The sequence below is a fragment of the Pseudomonas arvensis genome (assembly GCF_056688935.1).
On sequence record NZ_CP162038.1, the window covers coordinates 656,549 to 675,372 of the forward strand.

The window sequence follows — 18,824 nt, forward strand, 5'->3', positions numbered from 1 at the left end:
GGGAGCAAATTCCCTCACCACAGCAGGTCCAGTCAGAACAAGAAGTAACGCTGCGCCATCGGCAGTACGTCAGCCGGTTCACACCACAGCAACACCCCATCGGCCTTGACCTGATACGTCTGCGGGTCCACTTCGATGTCCGGCAGGTAATCGTTGTGGATCAGGTCTGTTTTCTGCACCTCGCGACACCCCTTGACCACCGCAATCTGCTTTTTCAAACCCAAGGCTTCCGGTAACCCGGCTTCCAATGCTGCCTGGCTGATAAAGGTCAGGCTGGTGGCGTGCAGTGAGCTGCCGAAACTGGCGAACATCGGGCGGTAGTGCACCGGCTGCGGGGTCGGGATTGACGCATTGGCGTCGCCCATCAGGCTCGACGCAATCGCGCCGCCCTTGAGGATCAGCGTCGGCTTGATGCCGAAAAACGCCGGGCGCCACAGCACCAGGTCAGCCCATTTACCCACCTCGATGGAACCGACGATATGGCTGATGCCATGGGTGATCGCCGGGTTGATCGTGTACTTGGCGATGTACCTTTTGGCGCGGAAGTTGTCGTTGCCGGGGCCATCGCCGGGCAAGGCGCCGCGCTGTTTTTTCATCTTGTCGGCGGTCTGCCAGGTGCGCGTGATCACTTCGCCGACGCGGCCCATGGCCTGGCTGTCGGAGCTGATCATCGAGAACGCGCCGAGGTCGTGCAGGATGTCTTCGGCGGCGATGGTCTCGCGGCGGATGCGGCTTTCGGCGAAGGCCACGTCTTCGGCAATGCTCGGGTCCAGGTGATGGCAGACCATCAACATGTCGAGGTGTTCGTCGATGGTGTTACGGGTGAATGGCCGCGTCGGGTTGGTGGAGCTGGGCAGCACGTTGGGGAAACCGCAGGCCTTGATGATGTCTGGCGCATGCCCGCCACCGGCACCTTCGGTGTGGTAGGTGTGAATGGTGCGGCCTTTGAGTGCGGCGAGGGTGGTTTCGACGAAGCCGGACTCGTTGAGTGTGTCGCTGTGGATCGCTACCTGAACGTCATATTGGTCAGCGACGCTCAGGCAGTTGTCGATGCTGGCAGGCGTGGTGCCCCAGTCTTCGTGCAGCTTCAAACCGATAGCGCCGGCCTTGACCTGCTCGATCAACGGCTCCGGCAGGCTCGCGTTGCCCTTGCCGGTAAAGCCGATGTTCATCGGGAACGAATCGCTGGCTTGCAGCATGCGCGCCAGGTGCCACGGGCCCGACGTGCAGGTGGTGGCGTTGGTGCCGGTGGCCGGCCCCGTGCCGCCGCCGATCATAGTGGTGACGCCGCTGGTCAGCGCTTCTTCGATCTGTTGCGGGCAAATGAAGTGCACATGGCTGTCGATGCCGCCAGCAGTAAGGATCATGCCTTCACCGGCGATCACTTCGGTGCTGGCGCCGATGGCCATGGTCACGCCGGGCTGGATGTCCGGGTTGCCGGCTTTGCCAATCGCGTGGATGCGGCCATTCTTCAAGCCGACGTCGGCCTTGACGATGCCCCAGTGATCGATGATCAGTGCGTTGGTGATCAGCGTGTCGACCACTTCATGGGCGAGCAATTGGCTCTGGCCCTGGCCGTCACGGATCACTTTGCCGCCGCCGAATTTGACCTCTTCGCCGTAGACGGTGAAGTCCTGCTCGACTTCGACGAACAGCTCAGTGTCGGCCAGGCGCACCTTGTCGCCGACGGTGGGGCCGTACATGTCGGCGTAGGCTTGGCGGCTGATTTTCATGTGTGGTTACCCTGGAAAAATTATGTTGAATGTGACACCGCTATCGGGTGCAAGCCCCCTCCCACACTTGAATGCGTTCACAAATCAAAGGTGGGAGGGGCGGTGCGACGATTCGACTTGCCCCCGATGAGGCCCTAAAGGTCGCCCATGATCCGCCCGGCAAACCCAAATACCCGCCGCCCGCCGCTCAAATCCACCAGCTCCACCTCACGGCTTTGCCCCGGCTCAAAGCGCACCGCAGTCCCCGCCGGAATATTCAGGCGCATGCCTCGGCTCAACGCACGGTCAAACGTCAGCGCGTCGTTGGTCTCGAAAAAATGATAATGCGAGCCCACCTGGATCGGCCGGTCGCCGCTGTTGGCCACGCTCAGGGTGACGGTGCGGCGGCCGACGTTGAGTTCGATCTCGCCGGGCTGGATCTGATATTCACCAGGAATCATGCAGGTTGCCCCAGGGTCTTGAAGTAGATGGCGGTCGGGCTGTAGCGCCCGTCCGGGCTTTGGCAGTAATCGGGCAGTTCACCGATCTTGGTGTAGCGCAACGCCTGGTAGAAGGCTTCGGCCCCGGAGCCGGCTTCGGTGTCCAGGTACAGCAGGCCACGCTTGTGCTGGCGTGCGGCAAGTTCCAGGGTTTGCATCAGTTGCTGGCCCAGGCCATGGCGCCGCGCGCGGCTGTGCACCAGCAGTTTTTGCACCTCGGCGCGGTTCAGGCCGTTGGCTTTCTGGCATAGCGCCAACTGCACGCTGGCCTGCACCTGTTCGTCGCGCACCACCACCCACAGCAACAGGCTGGCGTCTTCGATGCTCGCCTGAACGCCGTGCAGATATTCGCGGGCCTGGGCCTCATCGAAGTCGGCCATGAAGCCCACCGACGCGCCGTGCTTGACCGCATCCAGCAACAGCTCAATCAGGCCCTCGCGGTAATGGGCAAAACTTTCTGCATTGACTCGACGCAGTTGCGCAGCGCTCATCGATCTCACTCCTTGGGCGGCTCGGCGCCCGGGTTCAAGGCCAGTTGCATAAAGGTCAGGTCGAGCCAACGCCCGAACTTGATACCCACCTGCGGCATCTGCCCGGTGGTGACGAACCCCAGGCGTTCATGCAGACGGATCGAGGCCTGGTTGCCGCTTTCGATGGCGGCGACCATCACGTACTTGCCGCCGCTGCGCGCACGTTCGATCAAGGCTTCCATCAGGCGCGGGCCAAGGCCTTTGCCGCGCTGGTCGTTACGCACATACACCGAGTGCTCGACGCTGTAGCGAAAGCCTTCGAACGGTCGCCAGTCGCCGAACGAGGCGTAGCCGGTGACTTCATCATGTTCGACCGACACCAGGATCGGGTACGCCTGGGCCTGGCGTGCGTTAAACCACGCCAAGCGGTTGGCCAGGTCGACCGGTTGTTCGTTCCATATCGCCGTGGTGTTGCGCACCGCGTCGTTGTAGATAGCGCGGATCGCTGGCAGGTCGCTTTCAATCGCATCACGAATCATGGCCGCGCCTCACGCGATGGGTTGGTGGACGGTGACCAGCTTGGTGCCGTCGGGGAAGGTGGCTTCCACCTGGATATCCGGAATCATCTCCGGGATGCCTTCCATCACCTGTTCACGGCTGAGCAGTGTGGTGCCGAAGTGCATCAGGTCGGCCACGGTGCGGCCATCGCGGGCGCCTTCCATCAGCGCCGCCGAGATGTAGGCGATGGTTTCCGGGTAATTGAGCTTCACCCCGCGCGCCAGGCGGCGTTCGGCAACCAAGCCTGCGGTGAAGATCAGCAGTTTGTCTTTTTCCCGTGGGGTCAGGTCCATGGTTCAAGGTCCTTCAAACAACATTCATAAAAAACACTGGAGATCCCTGTGGGAGGGGGCTTGCCCCGATAGGGGAGTGTCAGGCAAGACATCTGTCACCGACCCACTGCCATCGGGGGCAAGCCCCCTCCCACATTTTGATCTTCATGTGCTCCAGATTCGCGGTGAAACGGCTTCGCGGCCCAGCATCGCCGGGCGCAACAGCCGCCATAAATCAATCAACCAACCCCGCGCCAACAGCGCCTCGCTGGCCAGGCAGCGAGCGACCAGCAAGCCGGGCAGTTGGGTCAGGTCGCCGCGCACGGCATGTGGCAGGGCGCGGCAGGTTTCGAGTAATTCGGGGGCGATCTCGCCCGTCACCAACAACGTGGCAAACACCGGTTGCCCATCGAGACCGATAGGTGAGTCGAGCAACCCATCGGCGCCGACAATGCGCTGGCGTTCGTGCCAGAGCAACTGGCCGTCGCGGCAGATATCCAGGTGCGATTGAAAGTGCCCAAGGTCGAAACGCTCGCCACTGGCCGGGCGGCCCAGGGCGACCACGTCCCAGTAGAACAGCCGCGCATCGCCGTGCAGGTCGATGCGCGTAGTGAGTTCGGCCTGGGCGGCACTGAATACGATGGTCTCCTGGGGCAGCCACTCCAGCGTCGCGCCGGCTTCGACCGTCAGTTCGAGTTGCTGGAACGCCGGGCCGCTGGCGCGGTACCACTTGGCCGCGCCGGGGCTGGTCAATTGGGCCCAGGCCCCTTCGGCGACATGGGCGCTGATGTCCAGGCGATCCCCACCGGCAATCCCGCCGGGCGGGTGCACGATGATGTGCTGGCACACCTCGGGGCCTTCGGCGTACAGGTGCTTTTGCACCCGCAGCGGGCCGAGGTGGCGGCGCATCACCGGGCGCGTGGTGTCGCCGAAACGCGCGTAGCCGAGTTCCAGCTCGGCGTGCCAGCTGGGGGTGAACAGGGCAGGGGTAACGGGCAGGTTCATGTCTTTATGCTTATCGTTAGGACGCTACAGATTAGATGGTTACGAGACCACGTACACCCTCGCTTTCCATATTTTCTCCACGGCCCTGCTGCACGATTTCACCACGGGACATCACCAGGTATTGGTCGGCCAATTCAGCGGCGAAGTCGTAGAACTGCTCCACCAACAGAATCGCCATATCGCCCTGGGCGGCGAGCTTTTTGATCACCGCGCCGATCTCCTTGATCACCGAGGGTTGGATGCCTTCGGTGGGCTCATCCAGGATCAACAGGCGCGGGCGGCTGGCCAGGGCTCTGCCGATCGCAAGCTGTTGCTGCTGGCCGCCGGACAAGTCACCGCCGCGTCGATGTTTCATTTGCAGCAACACCGGGAACAGTTCGTAGATAAACGCCGGCACTTGCTTGGCCTCGGAACCGGGGAAGCGGGAAAGCCCCATCAACAGGTTTTCTTCCACCGTCAGCCGCCCGAAAATTTCGCGGCCCTGGGGCACGTAGGCAATACCGGCGTGCACGCGCTGATGGGGTTTGAAACCGGTGATGGCCTTGCCTTCCCAGTTCACCGCGCCTTCCTTGGCCGGCAGCAAGCCCATCAGGCACTTGAGCAGGGTGGTCTTGCCCACGCCGTTACGCCCGAGCAGGCAGGTGACTTCGCCGATCTTCACGTCAAACGAAAGCCCGCGCAGGATGTGGCTACCGCCGTAGTACTGGTGCAGTTTGTCGACTTGCAGCATGTTCACACTCTCCTCAAATCCTGCAGGTGCCTGGCTCTTGTTTCGTAGCCCTTCCACACCTATTCAGCGACCGAGATAAACCTCGATCACTCGCTCGTTTTCCTGCACCTGTTCCAGCGACCCTTCGGCCAGCACACTGCCCTGGTGCAACACGGTCACGTGGTCGGCAATCGAGCCGACAAACCCCATGTCGTGTTCCACCACCATCAGCGAATGCTTGCCTGCCAGGCGCTTGAACAGTTCGGCGGTGAATTCGGTTTCGGCGTCGGTCATGCCCGCCACCGGTTCATCCAGCAGCAACAGTTGCGGGTCTTGCATCAGCAGCATGCCGATTTCCAGGAACTGCTTCTGGCCGTGGGACAGCAACCCGGCCGGGCGATGCACCGAGGCGGTGAGGCGGATGGTGTCGAGCACTTCATCAATCCGGTCTTTCTGCTCGCCGCTCAAGCGGGCACGCAGGCTGGCCCATACGGACTTGTCAGTCTTCTGCGCCAGTTCCAGGTTTTCGAAAACGCTGAGGGCTTCGAACACCGTGGGCTTCTGGAACTTGCGGCCGATGCCGGCCTGGGCGATCTGCACTTCGCTCATGCTGGTCAGGTCCAGGGTTTCGCCGAACCAGGCGTTGCCGTGACTGGGTCGGGTCTTGCCGGTGATCACGTCCATCAGCGTGGTCTTGCCCGCGCCGTTGGGGCCGATGATGCAGCGCAGTTCGCCAACGCCGATGTAGAGATTGAGGTCGTTGAGTGCCTTGAAGCCGTCGAAGCTGACGCTGATGTCTTCGAGGGTCAGGATGGTGCCGTGGCGGGTGTTCAGGCCCTTGCCCGCAGCCTGGCCAATGCCGATGGCATCGCGGCCACTGCCGGCATCAAAAATAGGTTCGAGCATGACGTTCCTCATTTCTTCAGCAGGCCGATAACGCCCTTGGGCAAATACAGGGTGACGATGATGAACAGCGCCCCGAGGAAGAACAGCCAGTATTCCGGGAAAGCCACGGTGAACCAGCTCTTCATGCCATTGACCACGCCCGCGCCGAGCAACGGGCCGATCAAGGTGCCGCGCCCGCCCAAGGCGACCCACACAGCGGCTTCGATGGAGTTGGTCGGCGACATTTCACTCGGGTTGATGATGCCCACTTGCGGCACGTACAACGCACCGGCCAAGCCGCACAACACCGCGCTCAATACCCACACGAACAGCTTGAAGCCGCGTGGGTCGTAGCCGCAGAACATCAGGCGGTTCTCGGCATCGCGCAGGGCCGTCAGCACCCGGCCGAACTTGCTCAGCGCCAGGCGCCAGCCGATGTACAGGCTGGCGACCAACAGCAGCACCGTGGCCAGGAACAACACCGCCCGCGTGCCCGGCTCGGTAATGCCGAAACCGAGGATGCTGCGGAAATTGGTAAAGCCGTTGTTGCCGCCAAACCCGGTCTCGTTGCGAAAGAACAGCAGCATCCCGGCGAACGTCAGTGCCTGGGTCATGATCGAGAAATACACGCCCTTGATCCGCGAACGGAAGGCAAAGAAACCGAACACCAACGCCAGCAAACCCGGCGCCAGCACCACCAGGCACAAGGCCCAGAGGAAGTGGTCGGTGCCGGCCCAGTACCAGGGCAATTCGGTCCACGACAAAAAGGTCATGAACGCCGGCAGGTCGTCGCCGGACGCCTGGCGCATCAGGTACATGCCCATCGCATAACCGCCGAGGGCGAAGAACAAACCGTGACCGAGGGACAGCATCCCGGCGTAACCCCACACCAGGTCCAGGGCCAGGGCGACGATGGCGTAGCAGAGGATCTTGCCCACCAGCGTCAGGGTGTACGCCGACACATGCAGCGGGTTTTCCGGCGAGAGCAGAGAGCACAACGGCAAGGCCAGCAGCAGGATCAGGATGATCACACCGGTGGCAATCGTCGCCTTGGGGCCGGCCTTTTGTGCGGCTGTAAGCATCAATGGCTGGTTCATCAGTCGATCACCCGTCCTTTCAGTGCGAAGAGTCCTTGCGGGCGTTTCTGGATAAACAGAATGATCAGCGCGAGGATCAGGATCTTGCCGAGCACGGCGCCGATCTGCGGTTCCAGAATCTTGTTGGCGATGCCCAGGCCGAAGGCCGCCGTGACGCTGCCGGCCAACTGGCCGACGCCGCCCAACACCACCACCAGGAACGAATCGATGATGTAGCTCTGGCCCAGGTCCGGGCCGACGTTGCCGATCTGGCTCAGCGCCACGCCGCCCAGGCCGGCGATGCCGGAGCCGAGGCCAAAGGCGAGCATGTCCACGCGCCCGGTGGGCACGCCGCAGCAGGCCGCCATGTTGCGGTTCTGGGTGACGGCGCGCACGTTGAGGCCCAGGCGCGTCTTGTTCAGCAGCAGCCAGGTGAGCACCACCACGAACAAGGCGAAGGCGATAATCACGATGCGGTTGTACGGCAGCACCAGATTGGGCAGCACCTGGATACCGCCGGACAACCATTCAGGGTTGGCCACTTCGACGTTCTGCGCGCCGAACACCAGGCGCACGGCCTGGATCAGCATCAGGCTGATGCCCCAGGTGGCGAGCAGGGTTTCCAATGGCCGGCCGTAGAGGTGACGAATCACCGTGCGCTCCAGCGCCATGCCGATGGCGGCGGTGACGAAAAACGCCACCGGCAGCGCGATCAGCGGGTAGAACTCGATGGCTTGCGGCACGTAGCGCTGCATCAGCAACTGCACCACATAGGTGGAATAGGCGCCGAGCATCAGCATCTCGCCGTGGGCCATGTTGATCACGCCGAGCAGGCCGAAGGTGATCGCCAGGCCCAGCGCGGCCAGCAGCAGGATCGAACCGAGGGACATGCCGCTGAAGGCCTGGCCGAGGATCTCGCCCACCATCAGTTTGCGTTTGACCTGGGCCAGGCTGGTTTCGGCGGCGGTGTGCACGGCGGCATCGGTTTCGACGCCGGGCGCGAGCAGCGCTTCAAGACGGGTGCGGGCGAGCGGGTCGCCGGTACTGCCGAGCAAACGCACAGCGGCCAGGCGCACCACCGGGTCGGGGTCGACCAGTTGCAGGTTGGCCAGGGCCAGGCTCAGGGCGGTGTGCACGCCTTCATCGGTTTCGGCGGCAACGCGCTGGTCGAGAAACTTGAGCTGCGCAGGTTGCGCGCTTTTTTGCAGGGTAACCGCTGCGGCCAGACGCACCTTGGGGTCGGCGGCGAGCAGTTGTTGGCTGGCTTGCACGTTGTCGATCAAGCCGCGCAGGCGGTTGTTCAGGCGCACGGTCCTGGTCTCGCCGTTGAGCGTGAGCTGGCCTTGTTGCAGGCCGTCCACCAGCTCGATGCGTGCTGGGTCAGGCGTTGCGGCCCAGTCCTGGAGCAGCTTGGCTTGTTGGGTCGGGTTGGCGGCGAGGAAGTCTTCGGCGTCGCTGGCATGTGCGGCGAAAGGCAGCAACAGCAGCAAGGCCAGGAAATAGCGATGGAGGGCAGTGGGCATAAACAAATGTCCTAGTCATGCGCGGTCAAAACTGTGGGAGGGGGCTTGCCCCCGATAGCAGTGGTTCAGTGATAAAAGCATTGCCTGATACACCGCCATCGGGGGCAAGCCCCCTCCCACATTTGGCCTGTGGTGGGGCTTTAGTTGCTCTTCACCGCATAGTCCGGCTTCTTGTCATTGCCAGGAATGTACGGGCTCCACGGCTGCGCGCGGATCGGCTCCTGGGTCTGCCATACCACCGAGAACTGCCCATCGGCCTGGATCTCGCCGATCATCACCGGCTTGTGCAGGTGGTGGTTGGTCTTGTCCATGGTCAAGGTAAAGCCCGACGGCGCGGCGAAGGTCTGGCCGGCCAGGGCTTCACGCACTTTGTCGACGTCGGTGGACTTGGCTTTCTCGGCCGCTTGGGCCCACATGTGGATGCCCACGTAGGTGGCTTCCATCGGGTCGTTGGTCACGGCTTTGTCCGCGCCCGGCAGGTTGTGTTTCTTGGCGTAGGCTTTCCAGTCGGCGACGAACTTCTGGTTGACCGGGTTCTCCACCGACTGGAAGTAGTTCCAGGCGGCCAGGTTGCCCACCAGCGGCTTGGTGTCGATGCCGCGCAGTTCTTCTTCACCCACGGAGAACGCCACCACCGGCACGTCGGTCGCCTTCAAACCCTGGTTGGCCAGTTCTTTGTAAAACGGCACGTTCGAGTCGCCGTTCACGGTGGAGATCACCGCTGTCTTGCCACCGGCAGAGAATTTTTTGATGTTGGCGACGATGGTCTGGTAGTCCGCATGGCCGAACGGGGTGTAGACCTCTTCGATGTCTTTATCTGCCACGCCTTTGGAATGCAGGAACGAACGCAGGATTTTGTTGGTGGTGCGCGGATACACGTAGTCGGTGCCGAGCAGGAAGAAGCGCTTGGCGCTGCCACCTTCTTCGCTCATCAGGTATTCCACCGCCGGGATCGCCTGCTGGTTCGGCGCCGCACCGGTGTAGAACACGTTCGGCGACATCTCTTCGCCTTCGTACTGCACCGGGTAGAACAGCAGGCCGTTGAGTTCTTCGAACACCGGCAATACCGATTTGCGCGACACTGAGGTCCAGCAGCCAAACACCACGGCGACCTTGTCCTGGGTCAGCAGCTGCCGACCTTTTTCGGCGAACAACGGCCAGTTGGAGGCAGGGTCAACGACCACCGGTTCAAGCATTTTGCCGTTCACCCCGCCCTTGGCGTTGATCTCGTCGATGGTCATCAGCGCCATGTCTTTGAGCGACGTTTCGGAGATGGCCATGGTGCCGGACAGCGAATGCAGGATGCCGACCTTGATGGTCTCGGCGGCCTGGAGGGTCCAGGTCATGCCCATCGCGGCAATGGATGCCGACAAAGTGAAAGCCTTGATCAAGCTGCGACGCTTCATTGTGCAATCTCCAGAACTCAACATTGTTATGGGCGTAGGTTGGGGAACTGAAGGGGGCACTGCAAAGGCTGTGCCTGCTATTACGAACGGGCCGGCTGCGCGGGTTGTAGGAGGCTTCTGCGAGCACGGACGCACCAAGTAGGCGCTTGTTTTCCGGGAGGGTGCACAGCGCGCGCTGTAAGGGTGCGTGGCCCGGTGACTCATGAGGCGGTTGGTGGCCATCCGGTTGCTCGGTTGAACCGCGCCAGTACCAGCCGATCCAGCAGCCACACCAGCACCAGCGAAGCCCCCACCAGCGGGAAGACCAGCGCCAGGCCGAGCATGATGACCACGCCGGTTTTCCACTTCGGCAGGTCATGGCGCAACGGCGGAACGCCCAGGCCGCCCTGGGGCTTGCGCTTCCACCAGATCACCACGCCACTGATGGCGCTGAGCAGAATCATCAGGCAGATCACCAGCACGATCAGTTGGTTGACCCAGCCGAACATCTTGCCCTCGTGCAGCATCACCCCGGTCTCGGTGGCCCGCGCCACGTTGCTGTAGTGCTCCCAACGCACATCGGCGAGGACCTTGCCGGTGTACTGGTCCACATGCAGGGTGGCATCGTTGCGTGGGTCGTTGGCGAATACGGCGACGGTGAACACGCCTTCGGCGGTGGTGGGGAAGGTGATGCTGTAGCCGGGCTCGACTTTGCGTGCAGTGGCCAGATCCACCACCTGTTGCAGGCGTACCGTGGGCGCGGCGGGAGCGGCGTGCATGGCGCCGTGGTTCATGTGTTCGGCGTGGTCGCCGGACATCGGCATCGGTGTGTTTTCCATGGCCCAGGGCACGGTCTGTTGCGTCGCGGTGTTGAGCACGCGTGCCTGCTGATCGGACTGCGGCACTGTGTTCCACATCGCCGCCGGGAAGGTGTTCCACAGGTCGGCGTATTGCTTGCCCCAGAAGCCGGTCCAGGTCATGCCGCTGAGCAGCATCACCAGTAAAAACGCCGCGCCCCAGAAGCCGGCTACCGCGTGCAGATCGCGCCAGAACACCCGGCCGCGGCTGTTAAAGCGTGGCCATAACACCCCGGCCGACGACTTGCCGCGCGGCCACCACAGGTACAGGCCCGACACCACCAGCACCACGCCCCAACCGGCGGCGAGTTCGATCAGGCGATCGCCGACGGTGCCGATCATCAGCTCGCCGTGCAGGGCGCGGGCGATGGCTTGCAGGTTGTTTTTTGCATCCTGTTCACCGAGTACGGTGCCGCGATAGGGGTCGACGAAGACGGTGACTTCGCGCCCGCCGTCGTGCATCACGAATTGCGCGCTGCTGGTGGTGTCGGCCGGCGGCAGATACTTGGTGATCTTGCCCTGGGGAAAGGCCGCCTGGGCACGTTGCAACTGCTCGTCGGCGCTCAGTGCGTGCTCGGCGCTTTGCACTTTGAGCAGGTCGCCGTACATCAGCGGGTCGAGTTGGGGTTTGAACAGGTAGATGATGCCGGTCAGGGCCAGCAGCACCATGAAAGGGGCGACGAACAGGCCGGCGTAGAAATGCCAGCGCCAGGCCAGGTTGTAGAAGGAAACGTTTTGAGTGGTCATCAGGGATGCTCCGCAAAGCTTAAATTTTTGTCGTTGGTCAGGCCGCCATCGGGGGCAAGCCCCCTCCCACATGTGGAATGCATTCCAACTGTGGGAAGGGGGCTTGCCCCCGATGCTTTTAGAAGCTCATGTTGACTTTGGTCCAGAGGGTGCGCCCCGGCTCCTTGATGGCCTGCGGGTCGCTGGCCGGGTAGCCGAAGCCGGCATTGCCCGCCAGGTTCAAATGCTCGGCGTAGGCCTTGCCGAACAGGTTGTCGACGCCGGTGCTGACCTTGAAGTTTTTGTTGATGCGATACGCGCCATTCAACGAGAACACGCCAAAGCCACCGCTCTTGTCGTAGTCCTTGCCGACCACGTTGCCCTTGTTCTGATCGATACGGTTTTGTGCGGCGACCACCCGCCACAGCGCGCCGGCGCTCCAGTCGTCTGCGCTGTAGGTCAGGCCGAAACGTGCATCCAACGGCGGCATTTGCGGCAGGGCCTTGCCGTCGCTGCTGTTCTTGCCCCAGGCGTAGGCGAGGGTGGCGTCCGCCTTCCAGTTTGGCGTCAGCTTGTACGCCGCGCCGAGTTCACCGCCCATGATGCGAGCGTCGACGTTGCGGGCCTGCGAGGTAGTGCCCATCATGCCTGGCCGGTAGTCGAACAGGATGAAGTCACGCACCTGGCCGATGTAGCCCGAGGCCCAGGCTTCAAGGTTGTCGGCTTTGTATTGCGCGCCGAAATCGAGTTGGGTGGTCTTCTCCGGTTTCACGCCGTCGAAGGCATTCACCGAACCGACCGCGCCGGTGTTGGGGGAGAACAACTCCCAGTAATCCGGGAAGCGCTGCGTGTGGCCCAAGCCTGCGTAGAGGGTGGTGGGGCTGTTGGCCAGGTCGTGTTCGTAGCGCATGAAGCCCGACGGCAACGTGTCGGCGCGGGTTTCATTGGCGGTGGCGCTGGTCTGGCGAAAGTCCTTGGCCGAGGCGCGGTCCAGGCGTGCGCCGGTGATCAGGCGATCACGCTCGGCGGCGTACCAGGTGAGCTCGCCGAACACGCCGTAGTTGTGGAAGTTGGCGTCCTTGACCTTGGGCAAATCCTTGTAGGTGTCGATGCCCATGCTGCTGCGTTGGCGGTGTTCGTTGGTCTGCGCATCCAGGCCGCTGATCAACTGCACATCGGCCCAGCGCCAGGTGGCTTTGATGCGCGCGCCGAGGGTACGACGGTCGACGTTGGAGGCCATCGGCCCGGCCATCATCCCGGTCCCCGACGGCGTGCGCAGGCTGTAGTTGTCCATCACGTGGTCGGCGTAGTTGTAGTAGACCTGGGCCTCGACCTTATCCAGCACCTCGCCAATATTCGATTTCTCGAAGCGCAGCCCGAGGCTTTCGCGCAGGAACTGCGAACCGTCCATGCCACGCCCGGCGTAACGCGCTTCGCCGTCGCCACGGCCGGCGGTGAGTTCCAGCAGGGTGTCGGCATCCGGGGTGAAGCCAACGGCCACGTCGCCATTCCATTTGTCGTAGCGCGAGGCGACGGTGTCGTTGTTGCCGTCTTTGTAGTCGTCGGCGTGGGCCTGGTTGCCGATTACCCGTACATAGCCCAGCGGCCCGCCAGCGGCGGCATCGATGACCTTGTCGAAGCGCCCGTTGGAGCCGGCCAGCACGCTCGCGTTGAGCCGTGTGCCCAACTCACCGAAGTGTTCGGGCTCGCGATCAAACAGGATCGTACCGGCCGAGGCACCTGGGCCCCAGAGCACGGTTTGCGGGCCTTTGATCACGGTGAGCGTGTCGTAGGTCTCCGGGGAAATATACGACGTGGGCGCATCCATGCGGCCGGGGCAGGCGCCGAGCATCATGCTGCCGTTGGTAAGGATATTCAGGCGCGAGCCGAACATGCCGCGCAGTACCGGGTCGCCATTGGTGCCGCCGTTACGCACCAGGGCAAAGCCGGGGATGGTCTTGAGGTAGTCGCCGCCGTCGCTGGCGGGCACCGGTTGGCGCGGGTCTTTGGGGTTGGTGACCACGGTCAGCGGCGAGCTGGGCGCGATGGCGGTGATCACCGTGGGCGTCAGCTCATGCTCGGCGTGCTCATCGGCCTGAGCGTGGGGGGCGAGCAGGGCGCCGCATAGGGCAGCGAGCACAGAAGTACTTCCCAAACGGGAGTCAGCAGTAAACCTGGACATGACAAATTCCATCAATCAATCGTAAACAACACGGCCAGCAGCCTGCGGCTGTCTGTCTAAAGTCGGCCGGGGTGAAGTAACGGTGCTTGGTGTTTACGAGGCGATGGGCGGCGCACGGCTGCGGGCGCCGGGGAAGATGCTCTGCCGGGCATGGCCCAGGCGCGGGGCGGGGCTGAGGGCATTGGCCGGCGGCGGGGTACCGAGGGCCACGAATGAAAGGCTGCCGGGCAGGGCGGGGCAACTGAACAGCAGGTCGCAATAACCGCACTTGGCCCAGAGCGCGTGATGGTCGTTGGGGGCTTTGGGGTGATGGGATTCGCCGTGGTCGCCCGACATGTCCATATCCATGGACATGCTCATCGGCATCGACATACCGGCGTGATGATCCATCGGCATCGCTTGGGAAATCAGCGGACCGATAAAGATCATCAGCATGGCGAACAGGCTGATCCAACTGCCGCGCTTCACGCGGTGATGTGGAGAGAGCCTGGCGCGGGGGGCGCCCATCGAGTGTTGGCCTATTGGGCGTGCTTATGCGCGTGGGCGGCCATCGGCGGCACTTTTTGGACCGACACTTGCACCTCGACCTTGCCGGATTTTTCAAAGGTCAGGGTGAGTGGGAATTGCTTGCCATCGGCCAGCAGGCTGCGGTCTTTGAGGCCCAGCAGCATCACGTGGTAGGCCATGGGCGCGAAGGTCAGATCGCCCTTGGCCGGTACGGCAACGCTGGGCACTTGCTGCATCTTCATCAGATCGCCCTGCATCACATGCTCGTGCAGCTCGGCTTTGTCGGCCACGGGCGTGTCGACGCTGAGCAGGCGATCCGGGGTCGCCCCGGTGTTGTGAATCACAAAGTACGCCGCGACGGTGGGCGCATTGGGCGGCAACTCCTGGGACCAGGGATCGCTGACCAGCAGGTCGCCGGCCTTGTAGTCTTCGGCATTGGCGGCACTGAACACCGGCAGCAGCAACGCGGCCAGAAGCAGGGAAGATTTGAGCATGGCAGTTCTCCAGAACGGTTCTAAACGCAGTTCACTTGCGAAGAAGATCAGGCCGTTGGAGAGGCGCGGGGGTTGAGGCTCGGCCATTGCTGGCGCGGGGTAGGGGTTTGCAGTGGGGGTTGTGGCTGACGCGGTACGGCTTCAAATCGCGTGAGATACAACTGCGGCACATGCCCCGGCAACGCCACCAAAGGCGCCGAGCCCGAGCAACACCAGCAATGCTGCATGGTGGAATGATCGTCCTGTTGCGGCGCCGGAATTTCCAGCTTGCCCAGGGCAATCGTCTTCAGGCTTGCGCCATTGGAAGAACAGAACCCGCCCCACATCAGTTGCTTGACCGGGTCGTCGGCCTGCTGCATCGCAGCGGCCATTGGCATGGCAAACGCGTTGAACAGCACTGCAAGGCAGGCGATCCAGGCAATTGCAAAGCGTTGACGGGCCATGGCGGACAATCCGTAGGGTTAAACGATCAGGCGGGTATTTAGCCTGATCGGGGGGATAAGTAAAAAGCGGCGGTGTGGTTTGGTGTCGCAGCAGAATCACACCGCCGTGACGTGAAGCTTGAGGCCCAACGCTTTCATCACTTTCATGATAGTCGCGAACTCGGGATTGCCAGTGCTGGAGAGGGCTTTATATAAGCTTTCGCGTCCGAGGCCGGCGTCGCGAGCAATTTGGGTCATGCCTTGGGCGCGGGCGATATTGTTGAGCGCTGAACGAATCAGCATTCCGTCACCGGCGTCCTCTTCGAAAGAGGCTTCGAGATACTCCGCCATGTCCTCAGGAGTCGTCAGATGCTCGGCTATGTCGAAATCTTTAAATTGAGTCATGGGTCACTCCTTTTTCTGTTAACGCGTTCAATCGCGGCCCATATCAACCAAAGTGAACGCTAAACCACATACGGTTTTATCCGATAAATATTGCACGGCAATCCTTGCGTTTGAGTGGGTTACCAAGCTGAGTCGATAGGAATCCCATCCACCTGACGCTCCAATCGGTAACGGTAATTTCACTGGTCCTTTGGACTCGTGTGGCATTCCAAGTGTTTTTCGGATGCTGTCTTGGTTCATTGAGAGGGTGAGGGGTACAGGCAGTTCACCGGAATACTTGGGCTCGCCTTGTGCCAGTGAAATCAGGCAAAAAACGATTCGCTCCAATCTCATGGTTTCGGCCCAAAACCAAAGCTCAACGCCTGGCTCTGGTTTATGAATGAAATGGGAGTTTTGACCGTTTTCAAATAATGGTTTTATTGACCCGGCACGAAGTAAGCCCTCGGCAACAAAATCATCGTAGGTGCGTCCCAAGCGTTTTACCAAGCGATCAATGTTTACTGCTTCCATCCTAGTACCACCCCTGGTTTTCGTTGACCTTATGCATTCGGGTGCGTGCCATCTCGAGATCAGACTCAGCGAAGCCATGATCCAGGAGGTATGGCTTGATAGCATCAAAATTGCTGTCTGCCGCCTGACGAAGATTGTCGGCGTCTAACGTCTGCTTTTTCTCCGTGTTTCGCCAACCGTAAGTCTCACTAAACTTTTGATGGATGTAAGACGGAATAGCAATGCTCGCAGCATTATTTAACGCTTCCTTGAGCTGCTTCTCTGTAAAGCTTATTGCATAGCGTTCGAGATGACGTCTTATCGCTGCCTGCGAGGGTATGTGATCCACGTGCAACCCGTTGCGCAGTCGTCCACTGAACGCACCATAAATATCAACCTCCAACGGCCTGACCGCCGGCTTGGCAAACACCAAATACAACGGCGGCACACCCGAATCAGCCGGAAACGAAATGATCGTATCCTGCCAGGTGATGTTTTCTGCATCCCGCCCTGGATAGTGACTGATCGCCGAATCTTGCCCCACCGCAATCGGATGAACAAACACGTTATCCAAGCGTTCCGGTGTTCCGGGATACGGGCTCGGCACGCTGACAACCGGCCCATGGTTCGGCGTCCATGTGATGCTGATGCCATCCAGCACCGCCACCATCGCGCTTTTGTCCACATTCCACCGGGCTTGTGCAACCGGCACACGGTCAGCGCCACTGCCAGGTTGGGTATGTAGGCCATAAACACGCAGTTCACCGGACTCATCCTGGCGAAACTGGAAACGCACTCGCGTGCTGGCCAAACGCATCCCCTCCAACTGCTCCGGGGTGTACAGCGTTGAGTCACCGATATCCCGTGGCCAGAACGCCAGCAGCACGAGGTTGAGGGCGGAACTGGCGCCGGCCAAGCCTCGTACAGCCCAGGCACCGAGGTCGCTGCCGAGTGTGCCGGCTACCCTGCCGACGGCGCCCGTGCTACCGGTTGAAGCCATGAGGGCGGTGGTGCCGAAGTTTTTGGCGTTTTCCGGAGCGGTGCCCGCAGCTGTAGAACCGGCCGGTACCGAAACGCAGGACTTGGCGAAAACGCAGGCATCAGCGGCACGATTCGACGCAACGGGCGCGGCATAATTCGCAGGGGGCGAGGCGGATGCAGTCGGCCTCATTACAATCGGGGTGACACGTTGAGGTTGGGGACCGAACTCCTGAGATTTGGAACTCTGATTGGCAATCAACTCCGGCGGCGGATCGCATTTGCAGATGCACAGATCACCCTCCAGTGCCGCTTGCTTGCCGTTCCACTCTTCGTGCAAATGAGGGCCGGTAAGCGCGATGAAGCCTTCAGTGCCGCAAGCCGGACAAGCGACCCGGTCACCCTCCCTCGAGATCATTTCGCCGTTGAAACTGGTGCCCTCACAACCGCTGGTTACCTTGCCACCCACCGTGGTGGTTGAACCGGTGGTGATGTTGTAGCGCCTCACATCTGGCTCTCCACGCGATATCCAGGCTTTAGAAGGCCAGGAATACCCTCGCCGTCCGCGTACTCCACCACCTGAGCCAGGTTTTGCAGGCTGCTCGTCACGGTGTCGCCGTTGTCGGTAGCGCTGCCGACAATGGCGATGGGCAGACCTTCGTAGGTGGCTGCGAAACCTGCTCCCGAGACAATTTCGCTCTCTTTGCCATCGGGGTAGCGCACTCGGTCACCGACGCACGCGATGCGCAAGTCATGGATCTCGAGGCTGGTGCTTGCAGTGATAATTTCTCCGCCCATACGTGTTCTCGAGCCGAGCGTCGCATAGTCGTAGATGGCTTTGATTGGGCGAGTTGATGGTTGGCTTTCAGTAGCGGTGTCTTTCATGTTTCGTCCTTTTTATTATCCGCACAGGAGGGCCCAAACACAGTCGTGGCACTGACTTATGCAAAGGGGATGGCGCGCAAATGGCGCAAGAAAGATGGTGCTGGCAGGCGCAAAGCCGAACAACTGTCCGTTCGGCTAGGTATTGGGAAAAACAGAAACGTCTTATAAGGCTTTGAGGTTGCCCCTAGGACACTCGATCTCTAGTCTCCTTACACCGCTGCAAACGCAGCGGTCGGGCGTCGCGGCCCGGACTGATCAAGCATTGCCTCCTTTCAGTTGACGCTTTTTTATCGTCTACTGTGCGGCGTTATGGTGGCTGTGCGCGGGATACCTTCGGGTATGCCGGTTTCCTTGATCTCCGGTCCGCGAACCTGCGCACAGCTGCCACTCCCATCGCATCGCGGCGATCAGTGGCGGCTCCACTTAGATTAAGGAACTTCACAATGATCAAGCACACCCCAAATCCCCCCATCCGGCTATTTACTGTGGCCGATGGAATCAGCACTGAAGATCTGTTGGTCAACCTCAGCGAAACACTCGCCTCGGCCAATGCGCTGAGTTGCGACCTGGCCTTTGACCTGGAAGGCCCTAAACGAGAGGAGTTGCTGGGTGTTGCACAGTTGATCGAGCTGGCGCAGTTGCTGGCTGATCGGATGCACAGTGGTGTCGGGCTGGGGACCGCCGCAAGCCGCTAGCAACACAGTACAAATGTGGGAGCGGGCTTGCTCGCGAAAGCGGTGTGTCAGTCGCTGGCTGTTTTGGCCGACACACTGCCTTCGCGAGC

The 18,824-nt window shown here is 61.5% G+C and carries 21 protein-coding genes; 1 reads left to right on the forward strand and 20 read right to left on the reverse strand.

What is annotated here, in order from left to right; all coding sequences use genetic code 11:
* Window positions 1–32: 32 nt before the first annotated feature.
* The 20 genes from ureC to AB3G88_RS02980 form a co-directional block, all read right to left on the reverse strand.
* A complete protein-coding gene (gene ureC, locus AB3G88_RS02885) occupies window positions 33–1,733 on the reverse strand; it encodes an urease subunit alpha (RefSeq protein WP_099583633.1) in 1,701 nt (566 codons plus the stop codon).
* Between the two features lie 134 nt (window positions 1,734–1,867).
* Window positions 1,868–2,173 carry an urease subunit beta gene (locus AB3G88_RS02890; RefSeq protein WP_065947146.1) on the reverse strand — a complete coding sequence of 102 codons (306 nt, stop codon included), beginning with the start codon at window positions 2,171–2,173 and terminating at the stop codon, window positions 1,868–1,870.
* Window positions 2,170–2,703 (reverse strand): GNAT family N-acetyltransferase, encoded by a 534-nt coding sequence (locus tag AB3G88_RS02895; protein WP_099583631.1) that lies wholly within the window; start codon window positions 2,701–2,703, stop codon window positions 2,170–2,172. Before AB3G88_RS02895 ends, AB3G88_RS02890 begins: the two co-directional genes overlap by 4 nt.
* A 5-nt stretch (window positions 2,704–2,708) precedes the next feature.
* Window positions 2,709–3,221: a GNAT family N-acetyltransferase gene (locus AB3G88_RS02900; protein ID WP_099583630.1), complete on the reverse strand. Its 513-nt coding sequence runs from the start codon at window positions 3,219–3,221 to the stop codon at window positions 2,709–2,711.
* A 9-nt stretch (window positions 3,222–3,230) separates the two neighbouring features.
* A complete protein-coding gene (locus tag AB3G88_RS02905) occupies window positions 3,231–3,533 on the reverse strand; it encodes an urease subunit gamma (RefSeq protein WP_010213535.1) in 303 nt (100 codons plus the stop codon).
* A 144-nt stretch (window positions 3,534–3,677) separates the two neighbouring features.
* Window positions 3,678–4,517, reverse strand: coding sequence for an urease accessory protein UreD (locus AB3G88_RS02910; protein WP_480453132.1), 840 nt, complete (start codon window positions 4,515–4,517; stop codon window positions 3,678–3,680).
* Window positions 4,518–4,548: 31 nt separating this feature from the next.
* A complete protein-coding gene (gene urtE / locus AB3G88_RS02915; protein ID WP_099583628.1) occupies window positions 4,549–5,247 on the reverse strand; it encodes an urea ABC transporter ATP-binding subunit UrtE in 699 nt (232 codons plus the stop codon).
* 63 nt (window positions 5,248–5,310) lie between these two features.
* Window positions 5,311–6,144, reverse strand: coding sequence for an urea ABC transporter ATP-binding protein UrtD (gene urtD, locus AB3G88_RS02920; protein WP_099583627.1), 834 nt, complete (start codon window positions 6,142–6,144; stop codon window positions 5,311–5,313).
* Window positions 6,141–7,208, reverse strand: a complete 1,068-nt coding sequence (gene urtC, locus AB3G88_RS02925) for an urea ABC transporter permease subunit UrtC (RefSeq protein ID WP_099583626.1) — start codon at window positions 7,206–7,208, stop codon at window positions 6,141–6,143. The genes urtD and urtC overlap by 4 nt, the downstream gene beginning before the upstream one ends.
* Window positions 7,208–8,710 carry an urea ABC transporter permease subunit UrtB gene (urtB, locus tag AB3G88_RS02930; protein ID WP_099583625.1) on the reverse strand — a complete coding sequence of 501 codons (1,503 nt, stop codon included), beginning with the start codon at window positions 8,708–8,710 and terminating at the stop codon, window positions 7,208–7,210. The genes urtC and urtB overlap by 1 nt, the downstream gene beginning before the upstream one ends.
* Window positions 8,711–8,850: 140 nt before the next feature.
* On the reverse strand, window positions 8,851–10,116 hold the full coding sequence (gene urtA / locus AB3G88_RS02935) for an urea ABC transporter substrate-binding protein (protein WP_099583624.1): 1,266 nt from the start codon (window positions 10,114–10,116) through the stop codon (window positions 8,851–8,853).
* A 200-nt stretch (window positions 10,117–10,316) separates the two neighbouring features.
* Complete coding sequence (locus AB3G88_RS02940; RefSeq protein WP_480453135.1) at window positions 10,317–11,699, reverse strand: PepSY-associated TM helix domain-containing protein; 1,383 nt, start codon at window positions 11,697–11,699, stop codon at window positions 10,317–10,319.
* A 118-nt stretch (window positions 11,700–11,817) separates the two neighbouring features.
* On the reverse strand, window positions 11,818–13,860 hold the full coding sequence (locus AB3G88_RS02945; RefSeq protein ID WP_480453137.1) for a TonB-dependent copper receptor: 2,043 nt from the start codon (window positions 13,858–13,860) through the stop codon (window positions 11,818–11,820).
* Window positions 13,861–13,953: 93 nt separating this feature from the next.
* A complete protein-coding gene (locus AB3G88_RS02950) occupies window positions 13,954–14,367 on the reverse strand; it encodes a DUF2946 domain-containing protein (protein WP_480453139.1) in 414 nt (137 codons plus the stop codon).
* An 11-nt stretch (window positions 14,368–14,378) separates the two neighbouring features.
* Window positions 14,379–14,861, reverse strand: a complete 483-nt coding sequence (locus tag AB3G88_RS02955; protein ID WP_099583620.1) for a copper chaperone PCu(A)C — start codon at window positions 14,859–14,861, stop codon at window positions 14,379–14,381.
* Window positions 14,862–14,908: 47 nt separating this feature from the next.
* Entirely contained in the window at window positions 14,909–15,304 is a 396-nt protein-coding gene (locus AB3G88_RS02960; protein ID WP_480453142.1) for a DUF2946 family protein, read from the reverse strand.
* A 96-nt stretch (window positions 15,305–15,400) separates the two neighbouring features.
* Window positions 15,401–15,688 (reverse strand): addiction module antidote protein, encoded by a 288-nt coding sequence (locus AB3G88_RS02965; RefSeq protein ID WP_158878513.1) that lies wholly within the window; start codon window positions 15,686–15,688, stop codon window positions 15,401–15,403.
* Between the two features lie 27 nt (window positions 15,689–15,715).
* On the reverse strand, window positions 15,716–16,198 hold the full coding sequence (locus AB3G88_RS02970) for a DUF6392 family protein (protein WP_480453144.1): 483 nt from the start codon (window positions 16,196–16,198) through the stop codon (window positions 15,716–15,718).
* Between the two features lies 1 nt (window position 16,199).
* A complete protein-coding gene (locus tag AB3G88_RS02975; RefSeq protein ID WP_158878515.1) occupies window positions 16,200–17,663 on the reverse strand; it encodes an S-type pyocin domain-containing protein in 1,464 nt (487 codons plus the stop codon).
* Window positions 17,660–18,040, reverse strand: a complete 381-nt coding sequence (locus tag AB3G88_RS02980; protein ID WP_178117197.1) for a PAAR domain-containing protein — start codon at window positions 18,038–18,040, stop codon at window positions 17,660–17,662. Before AB3G88_RS02980 ends, AB3G88_RS02975 begins: the two co-directional genes overlap by 4 nt.
* Before the next feature lie 443 nt (window positions 18,041–18,483).
* On the opposite strand from AB3G88_RS02980, the gene AB3G88_RS02985 reads away from it, so the two are divergent.
* A complete protein-coding gene (locus tag AB3G88_RS02985) occupies window positions 18,484–18,735 on the forward strand; it encodes a DUF6124 family protein (RefSeq protein ID WP_158878516.1) in 252 nt (83 codons plus the stop codon).
* Window positions 18,736–18,824 lie beyond the last annotated feature (89 nt).

Coding starts and splice junctions, on each gene's coding strand:
- urtD (WP_099583627.1), bottom strand. CDS start 6,144: ATGAGGAACGTCATGCTCGAACCTATTTTTGATGCCGGCAGTGGCCGC.
- urtC (WP_099583626.1), bottom strand. CDS start 7,208: ATGAACCAGCCATTGATGCTTACAGCCGCACAAAAGGCCGGCCCCAAG.
- urtB (WP_099583625.1), bottom strand. CDS start 8,710: ATGCCCACTGCCCTCCATCGCTATTTCCTGGCCTTGCTGCTGTTGCTG.
- AB3G88_RS02895 (WP_099583631.1), bottom strand. CDS start 2,703: ATGAGCGCTGCGCAACTGCGTCGAGTCAATGCAGAAAGTTTTGCCCAT.
- AB3G88_RS02950 (WP_480453139.1), bottom strand. CDS start 14,367: ATGGGCGCCCCCCGCGCCAGGCTCTCTCCACATCACCGCGTGAAGCGC.
- AB3G88_RS02955 (WP_099583620.1), bottom strand. CDS start 14,861: ATGCTCAAATCTTCCCTGCTTCTGGCCGCGTTGCTGCTGCCGGTGTTC.
- AB3G88_RS02960 (WP_480453142.1), bottom strand. CDS start 15,304: ATGGCCCGTCAACGCTTTGCAATTGCCTGGATCGCCTGCCTTGCAGTG.
- AB3G88_RS02890 (WP_065947146.1), bottom strand. CDS start 2,173: ATGATTCCTGGTGAATATCAGATCCAGCCCGGCGAGATCGAACTCAAC.
- AB3G88_RS02945 (WP_480453137.1), bottom strand. CDS start 13,860: ATGTCCAGGTTTACTGCTGACTCCCGTTTGGGAAGTACTTCTGTGCTC.
- AB3G88_RS02900 (WP_099583630.1), bottom strand. CDS start 3,221: ATGATTCGTGATGCGATTGAAAGCGACCTGCCAGCGATCCGCGCTATC.
- ureC (WP_099583633.1), bottom strand. CDS start 1,733: ATGAAAATCAGCCGCCAAGCCTACGCCGACATGTACGGCCCCACCGTC.
- AB3G88_RS02905 (WP_010213535.1), bottom strand. CDS start 3,533: ATGGACCTGACCCCACGGGAAAAAGACAAACTGCTGATCTTCACCGCA.
- AB3G88_RS02980 (WP_178117197.1), bottom strand. CDS start 18,040: ATGAAAGACACCGCTACTGAAAGCCAACCATCAACTCGCCCAATCAAA.
- AB3G88_RS02965 (WP_158878513.1), bottom strand. CDS start 15,688: ATGACTCAATTTAAAGATTTCGACATAGCCGAGCATCTGACGACTCCT.
- AB3G88_RS02970 (WP_480453144.1), bottom strand. CDS start 16,198: ATGGAAGCAGTAAACATTGATCGCTTGGTAAAACGCTTGGGACGCACC.
- urtA (WP_099583624.1), bottom strand. CDS start 10,116: ATGAAGCGTCGCAGCTTGATCAAGGCTTTCACTTTGTCGGCATCCATT.
- AB3G88_RS02985 (WP_158878516.1), top strand. CDS start 18,484: ATGATCAAGCACACCCCAAATCCCCCCATCCGGCTATTTACTGTGGCC.
- urtE (WP_099583628.1), bottom strand. CDS start 5,247: ATGCTGCAAGTCGACAAACTGCACCAGTACTACGGCGGTAGCCACATC.
- AB3G88_RS02910 (WP_480453132.1), bottom strand. CDS start 4,517: ATGAACCTGCCCGTTACCCCTGCCCTGTTCACCCCCAGCTGGCACGCC.
- AB3G88_RS02940 (WP_480453135.1), bottom strand. CDS start 11,699: ATGACCACTCAAAACGTTTCCTTCTACAACCTGGCCTGGCGCTGGCAT.